28 protein-coding genes and 1 riboswitch are annotated in these 25,655 nt (G+C 37.2%); of the genes, 7 read left to right on the top strand and 21 right to left on the bottom strand.

Annotated features, from left to right (window positions below; all coding sequences use genetic code 11):
• Nucleotides 1–14: 14 nt before the first annotated feature.
• From NQZ71_RS18125 to NQZ71_RS18150, 6 genes are all read right to left on the bottom strand, one after another.
• The gene (locus NQZ71_RS18125; RefSeq protein ID WP_317011098.1) at nucleotides 15–3,263 is read right to left on the bottom strand and encodes a hypothetical protein; all 3,249 of its coding nucleotides are present in this window, start codon (nucleotides 3,261–3,263) and stop codon (nucleotides 15–17) included.
• Nucleotides 3,260–4,612 (bottom strand): glycosyltransferase family 2 protein, encoded by a 1,353-nt coding sequence (locus NQZ71_RS18130; RefSeq protein ID WP_275005527.1) that lies wholly within the window; start codon nucleotides 4,610–4,612, stop codon nucleotides 3,260–3,262. The genes NQZ71_RS18125 and NQZ71_RS18130 overlap by 4 nt, the downstream gene beginning before the upstream one ends.
• A 61-nt stretch (nucleotides 4,613–4,673) precedes the next feature.
• Entirely contained in the window at nucleotides 4,674–5,723 is a 1,050-nt protein-coding gene (locus NQZ71_RS18135) for a HEAT repeat domain-containing protein (RefSeq protein WP_144451856.1), read from the bottom strand.
• A 1-nt stretch (nucleotide 5,724) separates the two neighbouring features.
• The gene (locus NQZ71_RS18140; RefSeq protein WP_144451855.1) at nucleotides 5,725–7,341 is read right to left on the bottom strand and encodes a GGDEF domain-containing response regulator; all 1,617 of its coding nucleotides are present in this window, start codon (nucleotides 7,339–7,341) and stop codon (nucleotides 5,725–5,727) included.
• A gap of 116 nt (nucleotides 7,342–7,457) precedes the next feature.
• Nucleotides 7,458–7,541, bottom strand: a riboswitch (cyclic di-GMP riboswitch).
• A 234-nt stretch (nucleotides 7,542–7,775) separates the two neighbouring features.
• Nucleotides 7,776–8,585 (bottom strand): pyrroline-5-carboxylate reductase, encoded by an 810-nt coding sequence (proC, locus tag NQZ71_RS18145; RefSeq protein WP_144451854.1) that lies wholly within the window; start codon nucleotides 8,583–8,585, stop codon nucleotides 7,776–7,778.
• Between the two features lie 410 nt (nucleotides 8,586–8,995).
• Entirely contained in the window at nucleotides 8,996–9,223 is a 228-nt protein-coding gene (locus NQZ71_RS18150) for a helix-turn-helix transcriptional regulator (RefSeq protein ID WP_127736496.1), read from the bottom strand.
• 169 nt (nucleotides 9,224–9,392) lie between these two features.
• On the opposite strand from NQZ71_RS18150, the gene NQZ71_RS18155 reads away from it, so the two are divergent.
• Both NQZ71_RS18155 and NQZ71_RS18160 read left to right on the top strand, forming a co-directional pair.
• Complete coding sequence (locus NQZ71_RS18155; protein ID WP_275004231.1) at nucleotides 9,393–9,776, top strand: helix-turn-helix domain-containing protein; 384 nt, start codon at nucleotides 9,393–9,395, stop codon at nucleotides 9,774–9,776.
• 139 nt (nucleotides 9,777–9,915) lie between these two features.
• Complete coding sequence (locus NQZ71_RS18160; RefSeq protein ID WP_317011099.1) at nucleotides 9,916–10,350, top strand: DUF4395 domain-containing protein; 435 nt, start codon at nucleotides 9,916–9,918, stop codon at nucleotides 10,348–10,350.
• A 36-nt stretch (nucleotides 10,351–10,386) separates the two neighbouring features.
• Here the strand turns inward: NQZ71_RS18160 and NQZ71_RS18165 are convergent, their stop codons facing one another.
• From NQZ71_RS18165 to NQZ71_RS18185, 5 genes are all read right to left on the bottom strand, one after another.
• Complete coding sequence (locus NQZ71_RS18165) at nucleotides 10,387–10,836, bottom strand: DUF6376 family protein (protein ID WP_317011101.1); 450 nt, start codon at nucleotides 10,834–10,836, stop codon at nucleotides 10,387–10,389.
• Nucleotides 10,837–11,199: 363 nt separating this feature from the next.
• Nucleotides 11,200–12,105: a phosphotransferase gene (locus NQZ71_RS18170; RefSeq protein ID WP_275004226.1), complete on the bottom strand. Its 906-nt coding sequence runs from the start codon at nucleotides 12,103–12,105 to the stop codon at nucleotides 11,200–11,202.
• 33 nt (nucleotides 12,106–12,138) lie between these two features.
• Nucleotides 12,139–12,618 (bottom strand): VOC family protein, encoded by a 480-nt coding sequence (locus NQZ71_RS18175; RefSeq protein ID WP_275004224.1) that lies wholly within the window; start codon nucleotides 12,616–12,618, stop codon nucleotides 12,139–12,141.
• Between the two features lie 97 nt (nucleotides 12,619–12,715).
• Nucleotides 12,716–13,111 carry a YbaN family protein gene (locus NQZ71_RS18180; RefSeq protein WP_144451849.1) on the bottom strand — a complete coding sequence of 132 codons (396 nt, stop codon included), beginning with the start codon at nucleotides 13,109–13,111 and terminating at the stop codon, nucleotides 12,716–12,718.
• A gap of 162 nt (nucleotides 13,112–13,273) precedes the next feature.
• On the bottom strand, nucleotides 13,274–13,864 hold the full coding sequence (locus tag NQZ71_RS18185; protein WP_144451848.1) for a hypothetical protein: 591 nt from the start codon (nucleotides 13,862–13,864) through the stop codon (nucleotides 13,274–13,276).
• Between the two features lie 151 nt (nucleotides 13,865–14,015).
• On the opposite strand from NQZ71_RS18185, the gene NQZ71_RS18190 reads away from it, so the two are divergent.
• On the top strand, nucleotides 14,016–14,246 hold the full coding sequence (locus tag NQZ71_RS18190; RefSeq protein ID WP_317011102.1) for a hypothetical protein: 231 nt from the start codon (nucleotides 14,016–14,018) through the stop codon (nucleotides 14,244–14,246).
• Between the two features lie 61 nt (nucleotides 14,247–14,307).
• Here the strand turns inward: NQZ71_RS18190 and NQZ71_RS18195 are convergent, their stop codons facing one another.
• Entirely contained in the window at nucleotides 14,308–14,958 is a 651-nt protein-coding gene (locus tag NQZ71_RS18195; protein ID WP_317011103.1) for a FusB/FusC family EF-G-binding protein, read from the bottom strand.
• Between the two features lie 112 nt (nucleotides 14,959–15,070).
• A complete protein-coding gene (locus tag NQZ71_RS18200; protein ID WP_144451845.1) occupies nucleotides 15,071–15,343 on the bottom strand; it encodes a CD3324 family protein in 273 nt (90 codons plus the stop codon).
• Nucleotides 15,344–15,676: 333 nt separating this feature from the next.
• Here NQZ71_RS18200 and NQZ71_RS18205 point away from each other — a divergent pair, with 333 nt between their 5' ends.
• Nucleotides 15,677–16,348 carry a cupin domain-containing protein gene (locus NQZ71_RS18205; protein ID WP_144451844.1) on the top strand — a complete coding sequence of 224 codons (672 nt, stop codon included), beginning with the start codon at nucleotides 15,677–15,679 and terminating at the stop codon, nucleotides 16,346–16,348.
• A gap of 206 nt (nucleotides 16,349–16,554) precedes the next feature.
• Here the strand turns inward: NQZ71_RS18205 and NQZ71_RS18210 are convergent, their stop codons facing one another.
• Together NQZ71_RS18210 and NQZ71_RS18215 are read right to left on the bottom strand one after the other, a co-directional pair.
• Nucleotides 16,555–17,025, bottom strand: coding sequence for a hypothetical protein (locus NQZ71_RS18210; RefSeq protein WP_186303864.1), 471 nt, complete (start codon nucleotides 17,023–17,025; stop codon nucleotides 16,555–16,557).
• 198 nt (nucleotides 17,026–17,223) lie between these two features.
• Nucleotides 17,224–17,658, bottom strand: a complete 435-nt coding sequence (locus NQZ71_RS18215) for an HIT family protein (protein WP_375545185.1) — start codon at nucleotides 17,656–17,658, stop codon at nucleotides 17,224–17,226.
• 186 nt (nucleotides 17,659–17,844) lie between these two features.
• Between NQZ71_RS18215 and NQZ71_RS18220 the strand changes: the two genes are divergently transcribed.
• The gene (locus tag NQZ71_RS18220) at nucleotides 17,845–18,144 is read left to right on the top strand and encodes a hypothetical protein (protein WP_275004213.1); all 300 of its coding nucleotides are present in this window, start codon (nucleotides 17,845–17,847) and stop codon (nucleotides 18,142–18,144) included.
• Between the two features lie 43 nt (nucleotides 18,145–18,187).
• Here NQZ71_RS18220 and NQZ71_RS18225 read toward each other — a convergent pair whose 3' ends face one another.
• Nucleotides 18,188–18,706: a spermidine/spermine N(1)-acetyltransferase gene (locus NQZ71_RS18225; RefSeq protein ID WP_317011104.1), complete on the bottom strand. Its 519-nt coding sequence runs from the start codon at nucleotides 18,704–18,706 to the stop codon at nucleotides 18,188–18,190.
• A 120-nt stretch (nucleotides 18,707–18,826) separates the two neighbouring features.
• On the opposite strand from NQZ71_RS18225, the gene NQZ71_RS18230 reads away from it, so the two are divergent.
• Both NQZ71_RS18230 and NQZ71_RS18235 read left to right on the top strand, forming a co-directional pair.
• Nucleotides 18,827–19,459 carry a YczE/YyaS/YitT family protein gene (locus tag NQZ71_RS18230; protein ID WP_317011105.1) on the top strand — a complete coding sequence of 211 codons (633 nt, stop codon included), beginning with the start codon at nucleotides 18,827–18,829 and terminating at the stop codon, nucleotides 19,457–19,459.
• Nucleotides 19,460–19,548: 89 nt separating this feature from the next.
• Nucleotides 19,549–19,755, top strand: coding sequence for a DUF5348 domain-containing protein (locus NQZ71_RS18235; protein WP_144451839.1), 207 nt, complete (start codon nucleotides 19,549–19,551; stop codon nucleotides 19,753–19,755).
• A gap of 59 nt (nucleotides 19,756–19,814) precedes the next feature.
• Here NQZ71_RS18235 and yhbH read toward each other — a convergent pair whose 3' ends face one another.
• From yhbH to NQZ71_RS18260, 5 genes are all read right to left on the bottom strand, one after another.
• Entirely contained in the window at nucleotides 19,815–20,990 is a 1,176-nt protein-coding gene (gene yhbH, locus NQZ71_RS18240; protein WP_144451838.1) for a sporulation protein YhbH, read from the bottom strand.
• A 226-nt stretch (nucleotides 20,991–21,216) separates the two neighbouring features.
• Nucleotides 21,217–23,112, bottom strand: coding sequence for a PrkA family serine protein kinase (locus tag NQZ71_RS18245; protein ID WP_144451837.1), 1,896 nt, complete (start codon nucleotides 23,110–23,112; stop codon nucleotides 21,217–21,219).
• A gap of 174 nt (nucleotides 23,113–23,286) precedes the next feature.
• On the bottom strand, nucleotides 23,287–24,036 hold the full coding sequence (gene nfsA / locus NQZ71_RS18250; RefSeq protein WP_144451836.1) for an oxygen-insensitive NADPH nitroreductase: 750 nt from the start codon (nucleotides 24,034–24,036) through the stop codon (nucleotides 23,287–23,289).
• Nucleotides 24,037–24,168: 132 nt separating this feature from the next.
• Entirely contained in the window at nucleotides 24,169–24,654 is a 486-nt protein-coding gene (gene trmL / locus NQZ71_RS18255) for a tRNA (uridine(34)/cytosine(34)/5-carboxymethylaminomethyluridine(34)-2'-O)-methyltransferase TrmL (protein WP_127736556.1), read from the bottom strand.
• A gap of 80 nt (nucleotides 24,655–24,734) precedes the next feature.
• Entirely contained in the window at nucleotides 24,735–25,604 is an 870-nt protein-coding gene (locus tag NQZ71_RS18260; protein WP_317011107.1) for an amidase domain-containing protein, read from the bottom strand.
• Nucleotides 25,605–25,655 lie beyond the last annotated feature (51 nt).

Genomic DNA, 25,655 nt, shown 5'->3' on the forward strand with positions numbered 1-25,655 from the left:
GTATTCTCTCTCCCCTAATTCCCTATTTTAGAGAAGGCCTCTTGTAATATATAATAAGATTCTTTTAGTCGTTCATGATAGGCAGGTTCCTCCCAATTGTCCCAGGTAAACTGCTTCGTGTTTTCTAGATGAATTTTGTTGTCACTTCCCATTTCAGGAAGTGTTTGCACAATCTTTTTATCCTTTTCCATCACGATAGCCATATGTATACCTTCGATTACTTGGCTGCCTTCCATGCCCTTCTTCCACAAGTCGGCCAATATTTCCTTCTGACTCGGATCTTTGATATTCAATAAAGCCCATGGTATGCGGAGCTCTATTGTCTTTTTATCCTCACTTACACTAATATCGGTAAGGCTGTTAAAATCTTTACTGGTTGGATTACCATTCCCGTATAATAATTTCCCTGTTTCATACGAATTGAACGGAATCGTTTCCCCTTGAATTTCCAACTCTTTATTAAGGGCAAGTCTGATTGGATGGTATACACCATTATTCTTTTTACTTGCATAGCTTTCTTTCTTTATCATGTTTAAAAGATGTCCATAATGCAAGTAATAAGAATCATAGTAGCTGTCGATAAGAATATGGGAATCATTCTTTTCACCAATTTTAACAGCAAAGTCGACGCCAAAATCTGTATCCACTTTTTCGTTTCCTTCTAGTGCTGTACTTTTCTGACCTTGATCTGCAATTGTATCTAACAAGAGATAAGTATGATCTGTTTTAAGGTTAATCGAATCCTTATAATTAATCTTAAAGCTCAGCTGCTGCTCATCTGAAGTAACACTTACATCTTGAACAGTATTTTCTTCCTTGTCAGATGCAGTATATAATGGCGGAACATTTAGCTTATTCCAATCCTCTGTACTTCCATCTATGTAGATGGTTGGCTCATACTTGCCAGGATCAAAGCTTAATAGACCAAAATGCTGCTCATTTGTTTGGATATTGGACCAGAACGGCCGTCTGTTTGGATTATCATAATCCATTGTGTTCCATGTCCTTTTAAACCATTCATCCTGCCATGTGAAGACAAGGCCACCTGCATATTTCTCGTCGAGTATCATCTGGTAAAGGCTCTTATCGATATTACCCTGCTCTTTCTCGGAAATAAAGCCTTGATTCATCCCATTAACATTCTCATGCGTTTTTCCCCGCGATGCTGGCACACCAAACTCAGCCACCATTACTGGCATGTCATGCATCTTACGCAGCTGGTTTAAATATGCTGCATAATTGCTTTGCTCACCTTGTTTGTTTTTATAGGTGGAATAACCCTTCTCATAGTTCAAAAAGTCTGGGTAATACGGATAAACATGATAGGCTGCAAACAGACCTGCATGGAACTTATCTGTTTTCTTAATATGATTCGGATCAACGACTGCCTTGTCTTCGTCCTTACTCGGCTCTGCTGGATGGTCAAGCATGTCTGTTGTCACCCAGTTGGTAAAGCTCATCGTATGCTGCCATTTGTATTGCTTTGCTTCATAATCAGCTGAGTAATCCATTAGCTTCGCAAGCCAAACCTCAAATGGAGATGCTTTTTCTGTCTTAAAGTAAGTACCTACATAGTTTTTTGCACCCTTGTGTTTATCATCCGTATAGTTGACAACATCAGGGTCCCACTCTGTTCCAAGCATAAACCCAAGAACATATGGAGATACGTCATACTCATACTTACCTGAAGCGTGTCCTGTTCTCTCCGGCAAATCCGCCTTTCCATGGATGATGTCAATCATGTTCTTGATTTCTTCCTTCGCATCCGCTGTTACTTCTTCCGAATAAGCGTCTTGCTTTTCTGTCAAAACATCTTCATTAACCCAAGTGCCGTGAATAAGATACAACGGTTCTTTTGCACTTTGGTTATATTCATATAATGCTTGATAAAAGCCTGGGGGATGCAATGTGTAAACCCTGATTGTATTGGCATGCATTGCTCCAATTTCATTAAACCAACGATAATATTCATCCTTTGTTATGGATGTTTCACCAGGAAATGCTCCAGGCTTGGAAATCCCCATATTAACACCTTTAATTACGAGGTCTTCCCATTTCCCATCCTTTTTAATCTGAATAAATTCATCATTTGTCCGGCTGTTTGTTTCTATTTGACCAACCTTCACTGTTTCTACACTGTTTTCTTTAGCTGCTGGTTTATGTAGACCATCCCTCAAAATACTCTTCATAATCGGTACATAAGTATTCCAGTAAAAGGACTTTCGATAGGTGATGTATTTTTTCCACGTATCAAACCCGACTGTTTGATACAAACTCGGCACTTCTGCTTCATCTGCATAATCCCCAGCAAAATAATAGGAGGTATATTGTCCATTTGCATTTTGAACAATCGCTGGAAAAGAGCTTGGTATATTATAACCTTTAAGTTTCTCCTTGCCTGCTTTCGATACTGGCAATGTATATTGTGCAAGCACACCATCCTGATCGTTTGCTTCAATAATGTCAAACCAGTAATCATATTGGGATGTCAACTCTTTATGCAAAACAGAGGTGCCTTTGTTCGTTGTTGTAAACTCGATACCAGTATCTGTTAAATCCTTATTATTCAGAACAACAATATAATCTTCTTTATTTATTAAAACAATACCAGAGCCTGTGAAACTCCATTCCTTGCCACTTTGCTCTTTATAGTTATCCCTTACCCAAACAGGAACTTCATCTCCGTTCAAATCGGAAAAATTCCTGCCAATCCAGCCACTCCACGATACATTAAGCAAAGTGGTGATTTTTTCTCTTGCCTCGTCATTTGTCGGACTAGCAAATGTATTAAACTCAGCAATTAATGTCTTATTATCTGATTGGAAAAGAGCATTCTCTATTTTGTCAACATCCTCTGTTTCCAACCCGCCATATAATTTATCTGATCTCTCTCCAAGCGAATTGCTGCCATAGAATTCCTCTTCGTATACACCATACTGATCTGTCAAATACAGTACATCATAATTACTTAAATCGTCAGGAACCTCACTTATCTTGTAATTATTGTCATCTGTTGGCTTAAAGCCTTTATAATCACTTTGACTGTAATACTTGTCTTTATTGGCCTTCACATATTTTTGGTTATTTAATATGTAAACAAGCCCACTATGCTCCCTATATGTTTTATCTGGAACAGTCTTATCCATTATCAGTACATCCAGTTCCTTCGTCTCCTTCAACTGCCAAAGCCAAAAGGGACTTAAAATGATGCCAATACCAAGAATGATTAACAGGAAAAACAACCATGTAGTTCTTCTTTTCATTTAGATACTCCTTTACGACTCATGTCTCCCCAAGACTTCTCCCCTTTAATGAGCTGGAATATCCCTTCACAGCGCCAAAAAACGGTTAATGGCCTGTACCAGAGTGACTCTGTCAGCGAAAAGAAAAACAGCTTCAGCAAATGAGTTACCTTTGGATACTTGCGGAGGCTCCATTCCTCCAATAAAACTGCTGCCATAGAAAAAATTGATCCATATATGCAGGATAATAAAAATATTAAAATGGCAAATTCTAAATAAATACCACCAAAAAAGATCGCAATAACAGCGTATATATACCCTAATATTTCTACAATTGGACCGAAAAACTCAATCAACCAAAAATACGGGAAGGAAATCATCCCAATGCTTCCATACTTCGGATTGAATGTCAGTTTTCTGTGATTCCAGAGACTTTCAAACAATCCTCTATGCCATCTGCGCCGCTGTCTTCTCAGGAATTTAATATCCTCAGGAACCTCTGTCCAGCAAACAGGATCTGGAACATAGACAATTCTTTTATTGACTTTAGATTCCTTCAAGATTCTGTGTATACGGACAACAAGCTCCATATCCTCTCCAACCGTATCTGTTTGATAGCCGCCAGCCTTAATTACCCATTGTTTAGAAAACACGCCGAAAGCACCGGATATTATTAACAATAAATTATGTTTACTGAGACCGATTCTGCCCATTAAGAATGCTCTCAAATATTCAATAATTTGCATAATAACAAGAGGATGGTTCGATAAACCAATCTCCAGTATATTTCCGTCCTTAATCTTACAGCCATTGGCAATTCGGATGCTTCCGCCTGAAGCCACTACCTCCTCATTGCTGTCCATAATCGGCTTCATCACCTTCAAGAAAGCATCACTTTCAAGAACAGAATCGCCATCAAGGGAGCATATATAAGGATAGTTAGAAAAGTTCAGGCCCACATTTAAAGCATCTGCCTTCCCTCCATTATCCTTATCTATCAGAAATAGCCTTGGCAAAAGCTTAGATTGATAAATTGCCTTGATTGGCTTTGTTTCCACTTGCTTGCGGACAACCTTTTGAACCAGCTCCATATCATAATAATCAATCACCTTTTGCAGTGTTTGATCCTTTGAGCCGTCATTTACGACAATAATCTCATACTGAGGATAATCAACACTAAGCAACGAGCGAATACTCGGTATGATTCCCGCCTCTTCATTGTATGCAGGTACAATGATAGATACAGGCTTTGTGTACAGCCCATCTGCTATGTCCTCAAAGGATTGCTCCCTATTAAGTTGATATTCTCTGCGAAGCTGTACCATTGACACGATAAGAATTGCTGTGTAAAAAGTAATAATTATCACCATATATATGGAAATAAATCCACCAAAAAACAATACAGCATTTGTCCACCATTCTAAAACCAACTTAATTAGCTCCTTTTATTTGACCTTTATTGATCCATTCCCAAGCCATATCTCTTGCGAAGGGATCTGTTGAATGCCGAAGTACATCTTCAAGCACTATCGTTCCCGTCTTAAATTTCATAATTGATTCAGCTGCTTGAGACCTAACCCACCATGACCTATCATGAAGCAGCTCCTTTAAGAGCAATAAAGAGGTATCTCCCTTAACAAACCCAAGCAGTCTTGCAGCCATCATTCTTTCCTGCCAAATATCTGATTGACATAATGGCAGATAAGTATCTATGCTTGAAACAATTCCAATATTAGAAATGGCCTTTAAAGCTCTTAGTCTTAGCTCTCCTTCATAGGCGTTGAACACATCCTCCAAGAATTGGATATACTCAAGCTCCTTTCTAACACCCATTACGTCAATAATTGCCAGCTTAAGCTCCTCCACACATTCATCAAACTGCTCGAGCATGCTCGCAAAGATGTCTTTGTCCAGTCTTGTCAATATACTTCGAAAATCCTTTTCTGCTAGGAATTCCTGCTTATTGATAAGTGAAAAGATCCCATCATACTGGAAAGAAGCAAGAATCCGGTAAATTTGGATTTTTTCCTCCTTCGATCGCTTAGAATCTGCCTCAGCCAAGTGAATCAATTCATCTTTTAGCATTTCAAGATGGAAGCTTTCAATATGATAAAGTGTATTCATACGCGTGCTCCATTTTCGAGCAGTTACGTTTTTCCGATAATAATCTGTCAAGTTTGCTGCAGCTAGCATTCTTAAGCTTTCCTTCTCCTGTTGACCTTCAAGCACTTCCGTATACTTTGTAAGAAGCTCTTCAAGCGCCTCCTTTTCAAGCAATGACTCAGCAGTAAAGACAAGCTCATTACGTTTGTCCTGAAGAGTTAGAAAGACATCCTGTGCTATATTTTCCTTTATTTCGTTTATCTGTTTACGCCTGCTGTTTTCTAATACCTTTCTAATTACTAGATAGGCAAGGAGCATAAGCAAGATCAGAATGGAGCCTGCAGCCACAACCACTAATAAAATAATTTCCTTCGCCACGTTAAACCATCCTTTTAATGAGACGGACAATTCTCGCCTGCAGCTCTGTCAAACTAAAAGGCTTTGTCACGTAATCATCCGCTCCAAGCTTCAATGCTTCCGCAATATCATTTTCACTTTTTCTACCAGTTAGCATGAGTACATGAACATTATTGCGGTGCTGGGACTTCTTCACTATTTGTAAAATTTCAAGACCGTCCATAACAGGCATAATCCCATCCAAAATTAAGAAGTGGATTCCATTTTGTGTTAGCCTGTCTGAATCAAGGAATTGCATTCCATCTTCATAGGCTTTCACATCAAGACTGATATTATCAAACTCCAAGGAGCTGAAAATATTAATTAAGATGGAGCGGATTAGTGCATCATCATCCACAATCGACACATTCAATTGCTTTGTGGCTTTTGAAATCTTGAGCTTGTTGGCTGTTTCCACCCTTGCTCTGCCACTCTCCTTCGCCAAATATAAAGCTTCATCTGCAGTTTTTATTGCTGAGTGCAAGCCTATTTCTTTGTTCTCAATTCGATAGATTCCGGCTGAAAATGTAAGTCGGAAGGTTTGTTCACCCTCTTTAAAGTCTATTTGTGAAAACTCTTCAAGCATACGCTCCAACACTTCTTTTATTTCTGTTTCTGTCGCCCTCTGGAACAGAATGACAAATTCTTCTCCACCATAACGGAACAGTGTATCTGTACTTCTAATACTTTTTTTCAAAAATTGAGCGAATTCCATCAGCACCTTGTCACCGACAATATGCCCATATGTATCATTAACGCGCTTAAAGTAATCAATGTCTAAAACAGCAATTGTTCCGTTAGCATTAAGCCTTGCCATATCACTGATAAACCTACTGTATGAATCCTTAAGAAATTTACGATTATATACCTGGGTCAATTCGTCAATTAACACAGATTGATCGAATATTTTCTTTCGTTCTAAATGCCGTTCCACTCGTATTAAGAATTCCTCGACATCAATCGGCTTCTCAATAAAGTCATCCGCACCCTTTTTGTAAGCCTCGATTCTTGATTCCCTGTCTGTTTTAATACTGCACATTATTTTCGGAATGAAAGCTCTATTTGTATGTTTTTGGATAACACTAAGCACCTCAAAGCCAGATTGCTCAGGCAGGTTAATATCAATAATGATGCAATCAGGATGCATATTATAGTATTGCTCTATCGCCTTTTCTGCAGTCGTGTTGGCAATAACCATCCATCCTTTGCTTTCTAATTTATCCTTAAGGAAGATAAGCAGGGAAATGTCATCATCAATAATTTGAATAAGTGGTGCATCACCATCCCTTAAATCGGGTGTTTTCCCTATTTCCTCGTGGAAATGTTCATATTCATAGCTAATTTCCATAAGGCCGTTCAAAAAGTCTCTTAACTCCTGTATGGACCACGGGTTTTTTCTATTTTCCACCTTCGCAAGCAGCTCTGAGGAAATGCTGTAAAGCAAATCAAGCTCCAATGTTCCAGAAGTCCCTTTAATAGAATGCAAAAATCGATAAACATCTCTGTTTTCAATCGATGCTTGCTCATTATTATCAAACCAGCCTGTAAGCTGATTTTTCATCTTCATAATCAATATGCTTTTATATTTATCGAAAATCATTTGCCACACCTCTTTTACATATTCCCTTACAAAAAAAAACGTATCTATCTCTGCCGTTCTTTATTTTGTCTGGTTAGCTTTCCCCTCATAAATAAAAAAAAAACCAGCTAAACTCATGAATAACGGCCGGTTGCACTAGTTGCTCCAAACAGTTTAAGTGCCCAAATAAAAGCTGTTTTTCATTGCAGTCCAAAAGGTCTATTATTATCATAAATAAGCTAGTATTATTGATGTTATTGTTATTGAATAATGCTTATTATACATAAATCATGCTGAACTTAAAAGCTGAAATAAAAGAAATCCAAAGGATTAATGACCTATTTTTGACAACAAAAAAAGTCCAAGTTGTTAGGAAAGACTCACAGCTTGGACTTTTTTGTATTATTTTTATAATAAGCAAAACGAATATACCTAGTACATACATCCTATCCTGCTTATTTTTGTAATTCTTTGTTCTTTCTTGTACAGTTATCCATTGCAGCCATAATTGTTCCCCTAAACTGCAATTGCTCCAATGTGGCGATCGCTTCAATTGTCGTACCACCTGGTGTACAAACCTCATCCTTGAGAATGCCAGGATGCTTACCGGTTTCTAGAACCATCTTCGCTGCACCAAGCAAACTTTGCGCTGCGAGACGATAAGAGGTTTCTCTCGGGATGCCGCTTCGAACACCACCATCTGCCAGCGCTTCAATAAACAGAAATGCATATGCAGGGGAGGAGCCGCTGATAGCAGGTATAGCATCCATCAAACGTTCTTCCATTACTTCAACCTTACCGAAAGACGTAAACAGGTCGACTGTATACTGTAATTCTTCTTCCGTTATATTTTTATTCGGACAAATTACTGTCATCCCTTCACCTACTAGGGACGGTGTATTTGGCATTGTTCTAATAATCTTACTACTCATTGATAATTGCTCTTGCATATAAGAAATATCAACACCAGCAGCAATTGTTATAATGATAGCATTCTCCTTTAAGGATTCCTTAATTTCATTTAATACTTCTGTATGCAAATAAGGTTTTACAGCAAGGACAACAATATCACCGTATGATGCTGCTACCCTATTATCTGTTGTTGTCTTGATTTCATATTTTTTAGTCACCATTTCAGCAGTAGCTGCTGTTTTCGCACTTGCAATTAACGCCTCATGGCTTGTGAATCCTGACTTAAGCATGCCGCCGAAAATTGCCTGTGCCATTTTGCCGCTGCCTATAAAACTAATTGTCTTATTATCCATGTTTACAAACCGTCCTCCTCTATTTATATTCTCTACTTTTACACAGTAAAGAGAGAAAATCAATCCCATTCGGAAAATTGTGATAAGAAGGGGCAAAGAGATTTGCAGCGGTATTTCTATTAAATAAGAACGGCTATAAAAGAGGAGAAACAGATGATAAAGCATTTAAATTTCGCAGATACCTTATCCGCAAGTTAAAGAGATAATTTTTGCACTAAACAAACATACAGATCTTGCTGCTCATTCCAGCTTCACTGCAGCACTTTATTTTTGTTATAATAAAAGCAAAGTTAAAAGCCTATCAATAATCGCTAAAAGCGGGGCGAACATCTCTTAAATCTCAAATAACATCCATAAACAGAAAAGCCATATTACTCCCACAGAAAGTCTAATAACCTGTCTTCACTAACTTATTCGGTATTTGCTAGACGGCTCATATGATTGTTCTCTGGTAGAAATATGTCATCTGGATTCCTCTGAAATATGCTTGCTATTTTTAGCGCATTATCATAAGATAAACCTCTTTTTCCATTCTCAATTTGCCAATAGTAGGACTTCGTGATGCCTAGCTTACTGGCCATTTGCTGATAAGTATAGCCATACTCCTTCCTAATATAGCGCAATTTAATTCTAGTCATCCTATCACCTCTTCCCAGTCATAGCCGTTTTATCTCCTTCTATTATACGTAAACCAGAGGTTAACTTCAACAACCTAATCACTAATTAGTTAACTTATTTGTGAACATTTACTGTTAGCTATAAGTTAACTTATAATAGAAGCATCTTAGAAGAACGGGAGGAAAATATATGAGTTTTCCAGAAAGACTAAAGGCTCTTAGAAAGTCAGCTAATATTTCACAGCAAATATTAGGAGATGCAATGAACGTAACAAAAGTGTCTATTTCTGGATATGAGAATGGCAATCGTAAGCCAGATACGGAAACACTGCAAAATCTCGCAGATTACTTTAAAGTGAGCACAGATTATCTTTTAGGAAGATCTGCAGTTATGGAAACTGCTTCACAGTATGGCAGCGACATGCACTTAGCAATCCCTGCAGAAGATTATAGTATTCTTGTAGCTCTCCAAAGGTATCCTGATCTCCATCACGCTCTAAAAGAAAACCCAGAAAAGGTTGCCGGGCAATTATTTCGTTTCTGGTCCTTTTTGCAGGAAGAAAGCAAACTATAATTCTATGTACTAAGATTTTCCTTAGTACCTTCATTATCCCCCATAAAAAACCTGACTCTGTTTTGGGTTAGAATACTCTTAACTTTTTTATGTGCAAAGCGTACAATGATAATAAATCACATAAGAAAGGTTGGTAATAATGACAGACACACTCAAAACAATTCCTCGTCCCCTTGTACGAACAAACCAATGGGTCATATTTCTTTCCACCTTATTAAGTCTGCTCTTTCATTTGCACTGGGTATTGCTCATCCCCCTTATTGCAGGGCTGCTTGGCTTACTGCTTAAATGGAATCCAATCATGAAATTTGCAGCTATTTTCCTAAGGAAAACACGAAGTGAATATATAGCGGAAGACTGGGATCAGCAGGCATTTAACCAAATCATTGCTGTCATCTGTCTTGCAGGGGCTGTCCTCTCCTTTCAATTAGGCTGGAGCATCCTTGGGACTGCCTTCACGATTATGGTAGGTCTTGCCTCCATTATTGCTATACTCGGCTTCTGTATTGGCTGCTTTATCCGCTTTCAGTGGAAGCAATACCAGTATCGCAGGAATGCTGCTAAGACAAAATAAAAACGGCAGTCACTGACTGCCGCACTGCCAGAAGCTTTATTCATTTCCTAGCTTTTGGATATTTTCATATATGCCTTGAATGTTCTGCAATGAATTCAGCAGTTCACTGTTTTGGAGAATATCAGGCTGAAAGGAACCTTCCTCGATAGCTGTTATCGCATCCTCGACACCAGCTTGAATTTTTCCATTTTGCTCACTTATTTGCCCATTTAAATCTTCCATTAATTGCGGTACCTCCACTTGATTAAACTCATCAATTTGCGCTTGAAAATCCTTTAATGTGCTCTCTAGCTGTTCAGCTGTCTCTGGATTTGTAACAGCATCTTGTGCCATAGCTGGAAGCTCCTCAGCAAATGTTGCTGCCTCATTGGCATACTCTGTTGCTTCATTAACATAAGTAATAGTGTTTTTCGTCTCTTCAACAGGTGAGCAGCCTGCTGCAATTACCAGCAGCATAGGTAAAGCTAATAATAATTTCTTCATCATAATCACTCCTTTATTTTTTTCCCTTGCGCTTTTCCCATTCTTTTTTTAATAAGGGCAGCCCCTTTTCTTTCAGAATTTTAGCTCCTTCCTTTTGAACATACTTTTTCATAAGCCTTTTTAATGTCGACATTTTTTCCCCTCCCTTCATTAAATTTCTAAAAAATAGGCATAACAAAAAGACCTCACCAAATAAATGGCAAAGGTCTCACAAACAACATATGTTGCCAACAAAGCCGAGGTCACACTGACCTGTATTGACGACTTTATTGTCTCAGTTACTCCCCTTTTGACAAAGGATATTTTCATTCAATTATTAACTATATTATATAATATCATGAAATTTCAGTCAAATAAGCACCTTGTTTAGCTTAGTGCAATAGCAAGACTTATAATCGCTTCCTCATACAATTTCTTACTCCCTTTATCTGAGGCATATGCAAGCAGCAGTACAAGTGTATAAACTGCTTTAAACTTAGCTAGCTCCAAGGAAATAGCATCCACCTCTCCATAAATGGCAAAAAATGCTTCTCTTTCTTCTTTATAGATTAAACTGTAGCAAATTGCTAAATCAATTGCCGGATGGCCGAGATGCACATCGCCCCAATCAATAATTGCAGTTAATTCCTTGTTTTGATTAACAAGCATATTGCCTAAGTGAAGATCACCGTGCACTAGTACATGCCTTTTTGGCACCTCGATTGGTTCAACTTTCTGTGCATAGTTTATCGCCATATGTAGAACCGGACTCGCATTAAGCTCCAACAAATATTTCAGCTTTTCGATCAATCTAGGCTTCCGTTTTTCAATATCAAGGCGGGCAAGTGTATCATATGGAACAGGTATATCCGTTCGTTTGGTAACAGGTATATGATGGAGACATTTTAGAAACTCTGCAAGTGGCCGAATTAGTTTTGACCGATTACTTTTACCCAATTCAGCAGGCATATCACCTGGAAGAAATTCATAGCCTAAAAAGCTCCATTTATACTCTTTGGATTTTTCACCAAAAAATATTGGCACTGGTATTTTTATCGGTAACAAAGGTTGAAGAAATGGCAGTAAAGCAGCTTCTGTCTTTAAAAGATTCTCCGCCAATTGCCTGCGCGGAAAACGAAACACATATTGGCCATTAACTAAAAATATCGTATTATCAAAGCCTTCCCCCAGTTCCTTAATCGACTCCATCCATATTTCTGGAACCTGCTTGCCAATTAATTGAACTGCCAATTCCTTTTCTACCACAACCTCTGGTGCCCAAGCTTCCCCCATTTTTCCACCTCTTTACACTATTTAAAAGCTCTTTTAGGTTTCTTTGTTTCCATACATCAGCTCCGTACTGTGCGAATAAAGTTCAATAATATTTCCAAAGGGATCTTCACAGTATACTAAATGATACGGCTTCCCTGGCCATGTATTCCAAATATCACTTCTAATTGTTCCGCCGGTTCTGCTTATTTCCTTGGCCTTTTCTTCCACATTATTAACAACTAAACAAATATGAAAAAAACCAGCATCGTGAATTTGTCTTTGCTTCATGCTCGTTTTAGGATTTTGAAACTCAAACAGCTCAACACCTACCTGGTTATCGCCAGTTAAATGCGCATTACGCATTTTTTTAATTTGCTTTCCTAATAAATCATTTGTCATATTTTCACTGTCTTCTTCCTCTTGAGAAAAGGAATATGGTCCAGCGATTAACTTAAAGCCAAGTGTATTTTGATACCAATCAATTGCTTTATCTAAATCATCAACTGCAAGTCCAATATGCGTTATAACTGCCAAAATCAACACTCCCTTATTGTTTATTCTTTTCTATATATTCCCACCCCTTTATCAGTCAAACAAAAAAGAGCTGGAATTATTAATCCAAAGCTCCTAATCATTTTTTTATTATAATGTCCTTCGGTTCATCAGCCTTTGTTTTAATAATAAACATTGAAATCAACTGGACAATTGCAATGCAGGCAAGAATTAACCGCATATACATATGCGGTGCAAAGTAAGCACTTATTCCAATGCATATATAGCAGGTGGCCAATATTTTTATTTTTTGTTTTTTTGTTAGTTCACCTTTTTTAAATCCTTTAACGTATTCCTCATAAAATTTTGTTGAACGAAAATATGCATTCAGCCTTTCTGAGCTTCGTGTGTAAAAAAATGATGTTAGCAGCAAAAATGGAGTTGTTGGTAGTAAAGGCAGAAATATCCCGAGAATACCGATTCCTAAAAATATCGTTCCTAGCACAATATAGATCCATTTATATAATTGCTTCACTTTTCAATATTTGCTCCTTTCATCCAAACGCACTTGATTAATTAGTATTCATTAGTAGGCTAGAATTTTTTTATTCCTTTATTATAGACGTATATGAACCTTCTTGAATGATCTTTTTTAACATATACACCAAAATTAATTTTTATGTGAACAAATAAAGAATTATTCAATCATTTGATCTTTCCTACCCTTTTTCTCACCTAAATACATAAAAAACTTTACTAGCAATACAGCAGTAACAAATTGGAGATAATCAAACAGAAAAATAAAACCCACATTCATCCAGTGATAAAGCTGGATATAGTCAATTGCCTTCGCAAAGCCACCAAGGACGATTCCTGTTCCAATGCTTGCGAAAATGCCACCAATATACACGTTTTTGTTTCGTTTAATACAGTATTGATATGTCAGCATAAATGTAACCGGAATGAAGGATGTGTTGATAGATAAGTTAATATTCATTAATGGTGTAAGTGGAAAAGGATGAAATACAAGTCCCTTCAATACGGCAACAGAATCTAAATAATTCATCAATGCATGAATGGCAAAGCCAAAGAATAAAATTTGGAAGATCCTTTTACGATCAATGAATAGGAGCAAAAGAATAAGTGGCGCTAAAAGGAAAATAATATTAAGCCAGAATTGCCAATTTTCAAAATCAGCAAAGCGGCTCCAATATTCTGTATGAAAGTTGTCCCCCTTGGCCGTCATTTCCCGCATTTTATCGACCATTTGCTGTTGTTCCTGTTTCATTTACAAACACCTACAATTTTCTTTTTGCTAATTAACATCTCCAAATTACTTCTTAATACTCCCTAACAAGGAAAATAATTGCACTTTTTTAGACTATCTGCCACAATATAAACAACATATATTTCCATATTTTAAAAATGGAGGCAATAACATGACCAAAATCCATGAAACACAAATTGATGAAACTAAATATATGAACAATAAGGAAGAAATATTTGTACCCTCTGAATTTAAAGCAGCACAGCAAGTAACTGGCGACCGTTTCCCAGAACAGGATTATCATGTCAGCACATTTCCAAAGCCTGTCCGATATGCCGGCTATGTGCTTGCCACCTTCCTTGTCATAATGGTTGGCTTCGCTCTTTTTGCTATGTGGCTGTAATAGGCAGACACTAGTTAGTGAATTTGCCTTTTTTGAAAATAGATTTTTTAAAAAAAGCATTTTATTTAGCAAGTGCCGCACTCAAAAAAGCAGTTAAATGCTCAACATTAGTTATTTTCTGATTGCATTCGGTACTGTCTGTACATATTAAATTACCAATCGCCTTATAGTAATCTGGACTTTTTGACTTTTTTGCTTTGGTGATAGTAGAAAAATAGGATACCTCTGTGAAGCAGTTACAAAAGGTGCAAAGATTTTTTTTACTTGTTGGTGTTAAACTGCCTTCAATGCCGACTAGCTTTCCATTCAACACATAGACAATAAACTTTTTATTCGACCTTAAATCATTCCAGCATAAATAAGTGAGCTTGCTGTAATCTATACTCCCTAAATCAGGCAGCTTTAATTTTTTTTGCTTTGGAAACATTTTTTTCAGCTGCTGCTCGGTAACTAATGGAAAGGGCAATAGATAGGTTGCAAGACGATCGATATATTGATCATATTCTTTATCTGATTTTAGTTTAGAAACATCCAGCATATCTTGTTTTTCTATTGATGCATTAGGAAAAAGGGCAGAGATTTTGCTATTAGCTAAATCAATCACAGCCGTTAACACTTTTTCAGGTACATTTTTTTTCATACTATCGTTTATTAAAGCAATCTGGCTTTTCACATAATTTAACTGTTCATTATTAATAAACTGGTTAGTCATTTCGTATCTCCATTCCATTATTTCTATCCTTATTTTAAATGCTGAAACGTCTTGCTTAAATGGATAAAATAACTTAGAAATGTTTTTTACATAAAAGGCACTGATGAAAGCATCAGTGCCTTTTATGTGAATAAACTATTTTCTTTATTGTTTCTAAAGAAAGATAATATTCCTCCGCTAATTGAGGGATACTTCTGCCTTCTATAAAGGAATTTCTTATTTTGGCATTGCGGCAATCGAGCTGCTGCCTTCCGCCACTTGAACTTCCCCATTTCCGATATTCTGATTGCTGCTTAGGAATATATAGAGTTTCTCCCTGAATATATTTCTGGATTTCCAAAATGAGCTTTTCAGGAAGTACCTTATTTGCATTTGTATATTTCAATTTCGCTCCACCCCTTATTTAATAATGAATAAAAGGAGCAAAGCCAAAATTATTAGAAAAGCTTATTAAGCGATATTTTAATTATTTCGCCCCATGCAAAGTATCGCCTTTCCAATAACAGGCTTTGCATGAGTGGATGAAGTACTAGATAATTCTTTATGATTATCCATATGTAAGCACCTCCTTTACGTTTTTATTATAACGAAGTTTATAAAGCAATTAAATTGTTTTTATCTCTTTAAGTGGCGCATTCACCATTCAAGCCCATTACACATATATCGTTACAGAACCCTTTTATGCACATAAAAGCTTTGAAGACAGGAGGAAAAGAGGATGAGTAAGTCTGGTTTTGTACCTGATAATACAAACATAAAGAAGACAAGTGGGACTCCTAATCTCTTTTTTGATTCTAAAAACAATGTCGAGTTTGAAAAGGATGCTGATAATATTATTTATAAAGTGACCTCAACCCAGCTACCGGCAATGGTTGGTGGCGCTTTTGCAGATGTGTATCTTTCAAGTGGACATATACGTGAGCCGCATTGGCATCCTAATTCATGGGAATTAGATGTCATTGTCTCAGGTGAAGCGCAAATCTCTATTGTTGATCCAGATACAAATAAACTGCACAAGTTTAATGCCAAAGCTGGTCAAGTTGTATTTATCCCTATGGGCTGGTGGCATTGGATAACTGCTTTGTCAGATAAACTGCATATGCACCTCTTTTTCAACAACGACCAATTTGAAACAGCGTTAGGCTCTAATATGCTGCGGCTTACCCCACCAGAGGTATATCAGCTTTCATATGGTGTTGCTGCAGACAAAATAGCAGACATTTTAAGCCCCATTGATGCTGCAGTTGAAATCGGACCACCATCTAAATCTACAGTCCGCAACGAAACGAATACAAAGAATTCCACCATTACAACATCCGGTAACCGTTCCAAACACCTGAAGCCAGAAGAAATAGTGATTAATATTGGCGTTAAAAACATGAAGCTGTAAATGCCGACAATCCAGCATGGGAAACCATATATCTTTATTTATAGTAATACCTTCATATCCAGTAAAGCTAATAAAAAGGCACCCTAATTAATAGACATAGCCTACTAATTAGGGTGCGCTTCATTTTTGAGAAAAGCTTGTATTAAGAAGACATTATAAAGAGGGATTGTGAAATTAAATTGGAAGATTATTAAGAAGGAATCTTATTAAACAACTGTAACAAAATCGCGGACGTTGATACGGTATAAATCTGTACCAACAAGTATTAAAGCATATACTCCTGTTTTATCTTTGATCAATCCTTGGTATGTTCCATACGTTGGTTGACCATAGAAAGGAACAGTAGCTTGCAGTGTAAAGTAAATACCTTGATTTCTAGCTATCCCTGCAAACAGGCCTTGTTCTGTAATAGTGATATATTTAGCATAATCGTCATGTTTTTTATCGTCATGCTTCTTGTCATCGTGTTTCTTTTTGTCATCATGTTTTTTGTCGTCATCTTTCTTTTTATCCCACGGATTTTCTCTATTTGGAGGCATCATCATACTATCTTCTCCTTTATCAGATGAATTTTCTTCTATTGCCATATCGTCCAATGGCTTGTCCAATTTCATACTTTTACCTTTATGTTGCTTATGCTTTTCGAATAACAAAACTTCAAATTTAAATTTCATCAATTTGCTCCTCCCTCATGAATTCTTAATACTCTATACTATATTAATGCTTGTCCTTTAAAGAAACCGCATTCCCCCAAGCGTTCGTCCATTTTAATAGAAATAATAAAAGCGTGGAAGTTAACGTTCCACACCATAAACATAGAGACAAAAAATAGGCGCACTTTAAAGTACACCACAGTCCTTTTTCATAACCACCAGTTATACCAGTTCATTTATCTCTTGAATAGCTGCTTTCAAGTCAGTTTGAGTTTTTAATAGCTTATTTCTTAAATTTGCATTATTAAACGGATCATCTAAATAAAAAGCTGCGAAAGCCTGTTGCTTATATCTTGGTACAATATGCATATGAAAATGCGATAACTCGCTAAAAACTCCTCCATTTTGACAAATCGTTATACCATCTGGTTTATAAAGGGTCTTTACCGCTTTTGATATCACTCTTGCTGCTTGGAAACAGTAGCTTGCTGTTTCTGCATCCAGTTCATCCATATCCTCAAAGTGTTTCTTTGTTAATATTAAAACATGGCCTTCATTGTATGGGTCATGGTCTAAAATACAGCAAACAAAATCATTTTCAAATACTACATGCACTGGAAGCTTTTTATGTGCTAAATCACACCCTATACAAGTCAAAATCCTCCCTGCCCTCTAGTTTTGATTTACAAGCACTCGTTCCTTAAACAATATTCTTTGCAAAAAAAGTAATCTCCTGCTTAAAAAATAATAATAGAGGGTAAAATTCCCACGTAATATGTGAACATTTTTTGAGAACATATTATTAAATAGCTCGCTCCTTAATACATGAAAAGAGGGTTTAGGATGGACAAACATATTCAAGAGTTACAAGATCAATTAAGAGCAGAACATAAAAATGTAGCCAAATACACGCAGCATGTACTGGAAGCACTAAATAAGCTAACGGAGGAACATCGCCGCATAGTTTCCTCAAATGCACTTGCAGGAGTTAAGCCTGACGGTTGTGAAGAGCATGCCTTTTATAAAACAATTAATGACGTAAAGTTTACACTTGTTAATGAATTACGCAAAACGGTTGATGATTTTAATCATTTAGGTGATAAGCATCATGCGCGGAATTATCCAGATGGTGTAAAAGAATAGATAGAGGAAAATCGGGAGCAGTGCAGCTCCCCATTTTTTTTAATCACAGAATTGTTTTAGTCATTATAAAGTCTATTTGTTTTTCCTCTCCCATATAAAAGGAATGGGCACCAGTTTGAACAAATCCATTTCTTTTATAAAAGGCGATGGCATTTTGATTTTTTTCCCATACACCAAGCCAAATTTTCTTTTTATTTAGCTCCTGGGAAACATCTATTGCCTTATTAAAAAGCTTTTGCCCAAGCCCAAGCTTTTGATACTGGTTCTTTACATATATTCTTTCCACCTCAAGTGATTCTGCCCCCATAGCTTCAGACTGAGCATTATCTGTATTAATCTTTAAATATCCGGCGATTTCGTTATAAACAAAAACAAAAAAGAATTGAGAAGAAGTATTTTTTAGTTCTGTTTTTAACTGTTCTATACTAAATGCCTTTTCCAAATAGGAAGTCATATTTTCAGGTGAATTCTGATCTTTAAATGTCTCGTTAAATGTTTCATAGCTGATTTCTTGGAGCATGTTAACATCCTCCATCATGCATTTTTTTATCGTAATAGTCATTCAAAAATGTTCCTCCTTTTCGTTTTTACTTCATATTTTTATTGCAATTACAACAATAATTACTTATATTAAGTATATCTTAACTTTGTTGTATTTGCAACAAACCTAAGGAGGAGTAACGTGAAATACATTATTTATATTTTAGGAATTGCCATCTTAACCTTTGGTATTTCTTTTACGATTCAATCAGATATTGGAACTTCACCTTTTGATGCACTTTTAGTGGGCTTGTCCATGAGGATAGGTTTAACTGTTGGAAGCTGGGAAATAATTCTCGCTGCTATCCTAATAACCTGCAATGCCTTATTAACGAAACAAAAACCAGAAATTGCAGGGCTATTAACAGCATTTATAACAGGTATTTTTATTGATATATGGCTATTTATAATGGACATCTGCCTAACAACTGAGCTTTGGTACAGTAAAGGAATATACTTTACGATTGGGTTAGTTCTTATCAGTCTTGGAACTGCTATTTACCTACACACAAATATTGCTCCAATACCAGTGGACAGATTAACATTAATTATCCAAGAATTAACGAATACAAATATATTTATTGCAAGAACATTCATTTATCTTTTATTTTTGATTTTGGCAGTACTATTAAATGGGCCAATTGGTATCGGTACTTTACTAACTGTTTGCCTAGGGGGGATGGTTCTCCATTTCTTTATGCCGTATACCGAAAAGATCTTAATCTACTATATAAAATCAGAAGACCAGCAGCATTCTGAAAAAATAAAATGCTAAGCTCCTATTATTCCTTTAACTTGCCGTAATATTAGGTTTATGAACCGGTAAAATTGTTAATGCTATGTAGCAATAAGGAGCTGATAATCATGTATGCAGAATTAGCTAAAAATGAACAAGGCAGATATGCTTTACCAAATGGCGAATATTTTACAGCAGAAGACGACATTGAAGCCCTCATTAAGGATCAATGGATTAAAACCACTGTTCATCATAATCATGATGATTATTATTTGGTCGGCTTTGCAGATATCCCTATGGAAGGCTTAATTGCCAAATACCCTAATGTTGTTTAATACTTAAATAAACGAGAAATAAAAAAACACAGCCCTTTAAAGAGCTGTGTTTTACTAGTTTACGCATACATCTTTCCATTTTCTTCTTTGCGGAAAAAGCTCGTCATCGCGTTGAAGACATCTGCCTTCTGTCTCAACAAGTAATGCCTAAACTTTTCGTTAGAGATGTTCTTGTAGGCAGACATTAATGTGCTGTGGCGGTTGTATTGATTTACCTCTCCATAACCAAACATATTGGACACTTCCATCAGCTCCTCGACAAGCTTAACACAGCGTGCGTTGTCTGATGTGAGATTGTCGCCATCTGAGAAATGGAATGGGTAAATATTAAACCTGTTTGGATCGTACTTGGCATCAATCAGTTCGAGCGCCTTACGGTAAACAGACGAACAAATAGTACCCCCGCTTTCTCCTTTAGAGAAAAAGTCTTCTTCTGACACGACTTTTGCTTCTGTATGATGGGCGATGAATTCGATTTCGACTGTTTCATATTTCGTGCGGAGAAATCTTGTCATCCAGAAGAAAAAGCTTCTTGCCATATACTTTTCCCACAGTCCCATTGAACCGCTCGTATCCATCATTGCTAGAACAACTGCCTTCGATTCCGGCTTTGTCACTTCATTCCAAGTTTTAAACTTCAAATCCTCTGGATAAATAGGATAAAACCCTGGTTTATTGCTCATCGCATTACGTTTAAAGGCTGACATCATCGTACGCTTCTTATCAATATTACCCATGAGCCCAGTTTTTCTAATATCGTTAAATTCAATATTTTCGACTACGATTTGATCCTGTTCTTTTCGCTTAAGATTTGGCAGCTCTAATTGTTTAAAGAGTGCTTCCTCCAGCTCCATTAAGGACACTTCTGCTTCAAAGTAATCTTCGCCAGCCTGGTCGCCGGCACCTTGCCCTTTGCCAGGTCCCTTTTGGCCGCCAGATCCATCTCGAGCCACAACATCGCCAACTTGGCTATCTCCATTTCCTTGCCCAACATGTTTATTTTTATCATAATTATAGCGAATTTTATATTCATCTAAAGAACGTATAGGGATTTTCACTACTTCTCTTCCATTAGACATAACAATGTTTTCTTCTGTAATCAAATCGGGCAGATTATTCTTGATTGCCTCCTGTACTTTTTCCTGGTGTCGTTGCTGGTCATCATGGCCTTTACGATGGAGGGACCAATCTTCTTGGGAAATTACAAACTGGTGGTTATTTTCAGGCTTTGTCATTTTTACCCCTCCTAAAAAAAATTTATTAGCACCATTTTCTGGTTCCATGCATAAACTAATTCGGGCACCGCATCCAAAAAATTAGTGATTACTCTATGATATGCATGGTACTCAAATAATTTACTAATAATTTAGATAATTGAATAATATGGTCAAATGACAATTAATTTTCTATATGGATAAAAGAAGGAACAGACAAATCCATGCCCGTTCCTCCCTTTAGTCATCAGCGATTTAATAGACTTCCAACATAACGCAGCAAATCATTTGCAGATGTTGAATTGTAGCCATGCTCATCAATTAGGCGTGCAATGACCTCATTCACTTTTTTAAGCTGCTGCTCATCAGGTGTTTTAGTGGACGTCGTAATCTTAACGACATCTTTCAAATCAGCGAATAGCTTCTTCTGGATTGCTTCTCTCAAGCGGTCATGAGAGTTATAATCAAATCTTTTTCCTTTTCGTGCATATGCAGAAATGCGGATAAGAATCTCCTCACGGAATGATTTTTTCGCATTTTCAGAGATGCCAATTTGTTCTTCAATGGAGCGCATCAGCTTTTCATCAGGATTGATTTCCTCACCTGTAAGTGGATCGCGAAGCTTATTCTTATTGCAATATGCCTCCACATTATCCAAATAGTTATCCATAAGTGTTTTAGCTGATTCCTCATAAGAGTAAACGAACGCTTTTTGCACTTCTTTTTTCGCAATTTCATCATATTCCTTGCGGGCAAGAGAAATGCAATTCAGGTACTTTTCACGCAATTCATTCGTAATGGATGAATGCTGATCCAAGCCATCCTTTAAGGAGCGAAGCACGTCTAATGCATTAATTGTCGTGATGTCCTTACGAATAATAGTTGATGAAATACGGTTGATTACATAACGTGGATCAATCCCGCTCATGCCCTCATCACCATATTCATTCTGCAATTCTTTAATGTCAGCCGAACTGAAGCCTTCAACACTTTCACCATCATAAAGACGCATCTTCTTGACTAGGTCAATATCGCCTTTTTTCGGCTCCTTCAACCTCGTTAATATTGTGAATATTGCGGCAATTTTTAATGTATGTGGAGCAATGTGCACATCTGCAACATCACTTTCTCTTATCATTTTTTCGTAAATTCGTTCTTCCTCAGATGCCTTTAAGTTATAAGGCACAGGCATTACTATAATACGAGAATGCAATGCTTCATTCTTTTTGTTGGCAATAAAGGAGCGATACTCTGTTTCATTCGTATGTGCCACAATCAATTCATCGGCAGAAATAAGAGCGAAACGGCCAGCTTTGAAATTTCCTTCTTGTGTTAAAGAAAGCAAATGCCATAGGAATTTTTCATCACATTTGAGCATTTCCTGGAACTCCATCATCCCTCTGTTCGCCTTGTTTAATTCTCCATCAAAGCGATAGGCGCGCGGATCTGATTCTGATCCGTATTCAGCGATTGTCGAGAAGTCAATGCTTCCAGTTAAATCGGCAATATCTTGAGATTTCGGGTCAGATGGGCTGAATGTACCAATTCCTGTACGTTTATCTTCTGAGAAGAAGACCCTTTCAACCATGACATCTTCAATTTTTCCATTATATTCTTCCTGGAGTCTCATTAAATTTAATGGTGATAAATTACCTTCAATGCGAATGCCATATTCATCGTAAAAATCCTTGCGTAAATTATGCGGAATCATGTGAAGAGGATCTTCATGCATCGGGCAGCCTTTAATTGCATATACGGCGCCTCGTTCTGTGTATGTGTATTCTTCCAATCCCCTTTTCAGCATGGTTACAAGTGTCGACTTACCGCCACTGACTGGCCCCATAAGCAGCAAAATACGTTTTCGGACATCTAGACGTTTTGCCGCAGGATGGAAATACTCTTCTACTAAGCTTTCTAATGACCCCTCTAAACCAAATAGCTGATTCGAGAAAAATTTATATTCCTTTTTCCCATTTACTTCATCAATGCCAGCGTCTTTAATCATATTGTATACACGTGAATGCGCTGATTGAGCTACCCATGGCTTTTCCTTCAAAATTTCCAAATACTCAGCAAATGTTCCTTCCCACTTAAGCAAGTCTTCTTCCTGTCTATACATCTCGATTTTTTTTAATATACTCATATGGACCTCCCCTGTCACTTTATCAGAGACGATTAATATAATCTATGCAGGCAGGAGAATGAACATGCTTAAAAGATAAGGTTTGTTTAAAAACCAAGCTGAAGTGCTATTAAGCTAACCGAAGAGAAGCCCGTAAAAAAAGGAATTCTCACGATAAGAATTCCTTTTTTTCCTTTATTTTAAATCGAATTTTTTTCCTTCTACAAATTCCTTCATATATAAACGTGCTTTTTTATCTAACATGCCTATCATCTGGGCTGTCCATGTATCGCTTCTTTCGTTGTTTGTTCTTTCTTGGTAGTAGGCAGATATAATGTTGTTGTATTCTTCAAGCTCTTGTTTGTACGTTTCCAAATCTTGTTCATATTCATTTTCATGATACACATGATGGAAAGGTACTCTTGGCTTAGTATCTGTATGCTGATCTGGATAACCTGCGACAATAGCGAATAATGGCAGCACTCTGTCCGGTGTTTTTAACAGTTCAACCACTTCTGGCAATTGATTACGGATTCCGCCAATATAGCAAATACCAAGTCCCATTGATTCTGCAGCAAGAGCTGCATTTTGGGCTGCTAGGGCTGCATCAATTAAGCTGACCATAAATTTCTCTGTGCTTTCAAGTGATGTAGAAACATCCTTTCCTTCCATTGCCGCAGCAACGTCATGGCGATGCAGATCTGCACAAAATACGAATACATGTCCATTCTCAGCAACATAGTTTTGATTGCCAGCAAGCTCTGCCAGCTTCTTTTTCTTTTCTTTATCTGTAATGCCGATAATGCTATATGCTTGAATGAAGCTTGATGTTGAAGCACTTTGAGCTGCTTCGACAATCGTTTTAATTTGCTCGTGAGTTAATTCCTCATCCTTAAATTTTCTTACAGAACGATGGTTCAGCATCGTTTCAATTACATTGTTCATTCAGTACATCTCCATCTTTTTGTATTTTCGTCTATCCTCATTATAATAAAAAAGGCTCACAGCTAATAATAATCTGCTTCTTAGCCTCCCCATAAAAAACAGGGATAAACCATTCGGCTTACCCCTTAAAAGTTATTCGTACTTTTTATTTAAATCACGATAGTCCTGCTGTCTCAGCGCTTCATAAACAAGAATTGCCGCTGTGTTTGATAAATTCAAGGAACGGATATGGTCAGTCATTGGAATGCGCAATGCTCTGTCTTTATTGTTTTCAATGATATCCTTCGGCAAGCCTGTCGTTTCTCTGCCGAAAATGAAATAATAATCCTTGTCCTTGTCACTGTAATCAAAGGAAGAATGCGGCTTCGTGCCAAACTTCGTCAAATAGAAGAATTCTCCTTCTTTATTTTCCTCAAAGAAAATGTCAATGGAATCATAATAACGGATATCGACATGCTCCCAGTAATCTAATCCAGCGCGTTTCAGCATCTTGTCATCTGTTGAAAAGCCTAATGGACGAATAAGATGGAGCACTGTATCTGTTCCAGCACAAGTTCTTGCGATATTGCCGGTATTGGATGGGATTTGTGGTTGATATAATACGATATGTAAAGCCAATCTTGTCACCTCTATCAATTACTTCATTGTTTATTATACACCTTGCCGGCAAAAAAATAATGGTTTTGCTTTTTTCTTCTTTACTGACCGTCAATTATAGAGAAAAATCGGTATTTAATATTTGGTGTATATGCTGTTGAATCTTCATATGCCCAATATCTCATTCTGCTGTTATACGTATGGGCATTTACTAATGGTTCCCCATTCCCATCCTTGGCAGTCACGATTGTTGTGTGATTGTACTTGCCATCCCCCTCAAAATCATAGCAAATAACATCACCAAGCTTCAATTGTGATACATCGCTTACCACTTTTGCTCGCAAGCCCTGCTTTGAAGCTTCTAGATAACGAGGAAAGGCATTGGCGACAGACCAGCTGTAGCTCCAGCTGTTATTCTGCATCCACCATCCGTTCCCCCTGTTTGGATAGCCCCTCATTGGCGCTCCTCCAGCACGGACGCATTGGGAAATATAGTTCGTGCAGTCCACCTCAAATTGGTGATATGCAGGATTATAGCTATTCCACCATTTTTCAGCATATTGAACTGCCTTCCGTCTATCATACGTATATCGCACCTCATCGCTCTGTGCATCAAATAAAATTAAGTCTCTCATCAAATCATCTTGAGGTGAGATAAGAATTTCCTTATCTTCTATTAATATCCCTTTATAAAAAATCCCTCTTCGGTTTTCAATCTCTTCCTCTACATAAAAATGATCCTTTTGCTTAATAAAATATTGAAGATGAACTTTATAATCCACTTCCTCTGTATCTTCCTGACTGTTAATCACCTGTATATTTCCACGTGCCTTCACATTTACAATAGCAGAATTCCGTCGTTCAAAGAGCCTTGTCTTTCTTTCAAACTTATCATCTAAAACAGGCCCCCTGCCGTCTGCAACACATTGCTGCATTCTTTTTTCCAACAGCTCTAACAACTGATTTCTCAATTTATACACTCCTTTCCATGCTTATACATATGTAAAGGAGCTTCATACCTT

The sequence above is a fragment of the Niallia taxi genome (assembly GCF_032818155.1).
In the GTDB taxonomy this organism is placed as follows: domain Bacteria; phylum Bacillota; class Bacilli; order Bacillales; family Cytobacillaceae; genus Niallia; species Niallia taxi_A.

Coding starts and splice junctions, on each gene's coding strand:
- NQZ71_RS18125 (WP_317011098.1), bottom strand. CDS start 3,263: ATGAAAAGAAGAACTACATGGTTGTTTTTCCTGTTAATCATTCTTGGT.
- NQZ71_RS18130 (WP_275005527.1), bottom strand. CDS start 4,612: ATGGTGATAATTATTACTTTTTACACAGCAATTCTTATCGTGTCAATG.
- NQZ71_RS18140 (WP_144451855.1), bottom strand. CDS start 7,341: ATGATTTTCGATAAATATAAAAGCATATTGATTATGAAGATGAAAAAT.
- proC (WP_144451854.1), bottom strand. CDS start 8,585: ATGGATAATAAGACAATTAGTTTTATAGGCAGCGGCAAAATGGCACAG.
- NQZ71_RS18150 (WP_127736496.1), bottom strand. CDS start 9,223: ATGACTAGAATTAAATTGCGCTATATTAGGAAGGAGTATGGCTATACT.
- NQZ71_RS18155 (WP_275004231.1), top strand. CDS start 9,393: ATGAGTTTTCCAGAAAGACTAAAGGCTCTTAGAAAGTCAGCTAATATT.
- NQZ71_RS18160 (WP_317011099.1), top strand. CDS start 9,916: ATGACAGACACACTCAAAACAATTCCTCGTCCCCTTGTACGAACAAAC.
- NQZ71_RS18165 (WP_317011101.1), bottom strand. CDS start 10,836: ATGATGAAGAAATTATTATTAGCTTTACCTATGCTGCTGGTAATTGCA.
- NQZ71_RS18170 (WP_275004226.1), bottom strand. CDS start 12,105: ATGGGGGAAGCTTGGGCACCAGAGGTTGTGGTAGAAAAGGAATTGGCA.
- NQZ71_RS18185 (WP_144451848.1), bottom strand. CDS start 13,864: ATGAAACAGGAACAACAGCAAATGGTCGATAAAATGCGGGAAATGACG.
- NQZ71_RS18190 (WP_317011102.1), top strand. CDS start 14,016: ATGACCAAAATCCATGAAACACAAATTGATGAAACTAAATATATGAAC.
- NQZ71_RS18195 (WP_317011103.1), bottom strand. CDS start 14,958: ATGACTAACCAGTTTATTAATAATGAACAGTTAAATTATGTGAAAAGC.
- NQZ71_RS18205 (WP_144451844.1), top strand. CDS start 15,677: ATGAGTAAGTCTGGTTTTGTACCTGATAATACAAACATAAAGAAGACA.
- NQZ71_RS18220 (WP_275004213.1), top strand. CDS start 17,845: ATGGACAAACATATTCAAGAGTTACAAGATCAATTAAGAGCAGAACAT.
- NQZ71_RS18225 (WP_317011104.1), bottom strand. CDS start 18,706: ATGACTATTACGATAAAAAAATGCATGATGGAGGATGTTAACATGCTC.
- NQZ71_RS18235 (WP_144451839.1), top strand. CDS start 19,549: ATGTATGCAGAATTAGCTAAAAATGAACAAGGCAGATATGCTTTACCA.
- yhbH (WP_144451838.1), bottom strand. CDS start 20,990: ATGACAAAGCCTGAAAATAACCACCAGTTTGTAATTTCCCAAGAAGAT.
- NQZ71_RS18245 (WP_144451837.1), bottom strand. CDS start 23,112: ATGAGTATATTAAAAAAAATCGAGATGTATAGACAGGAAGAAGACTTG.
- nfsA (WP_144451836.1), bottom strand. CDS start 24,036: ATGAACAATGTAATTGAAACGATGCTGAACCATCGTTCTGTAAGAAAA.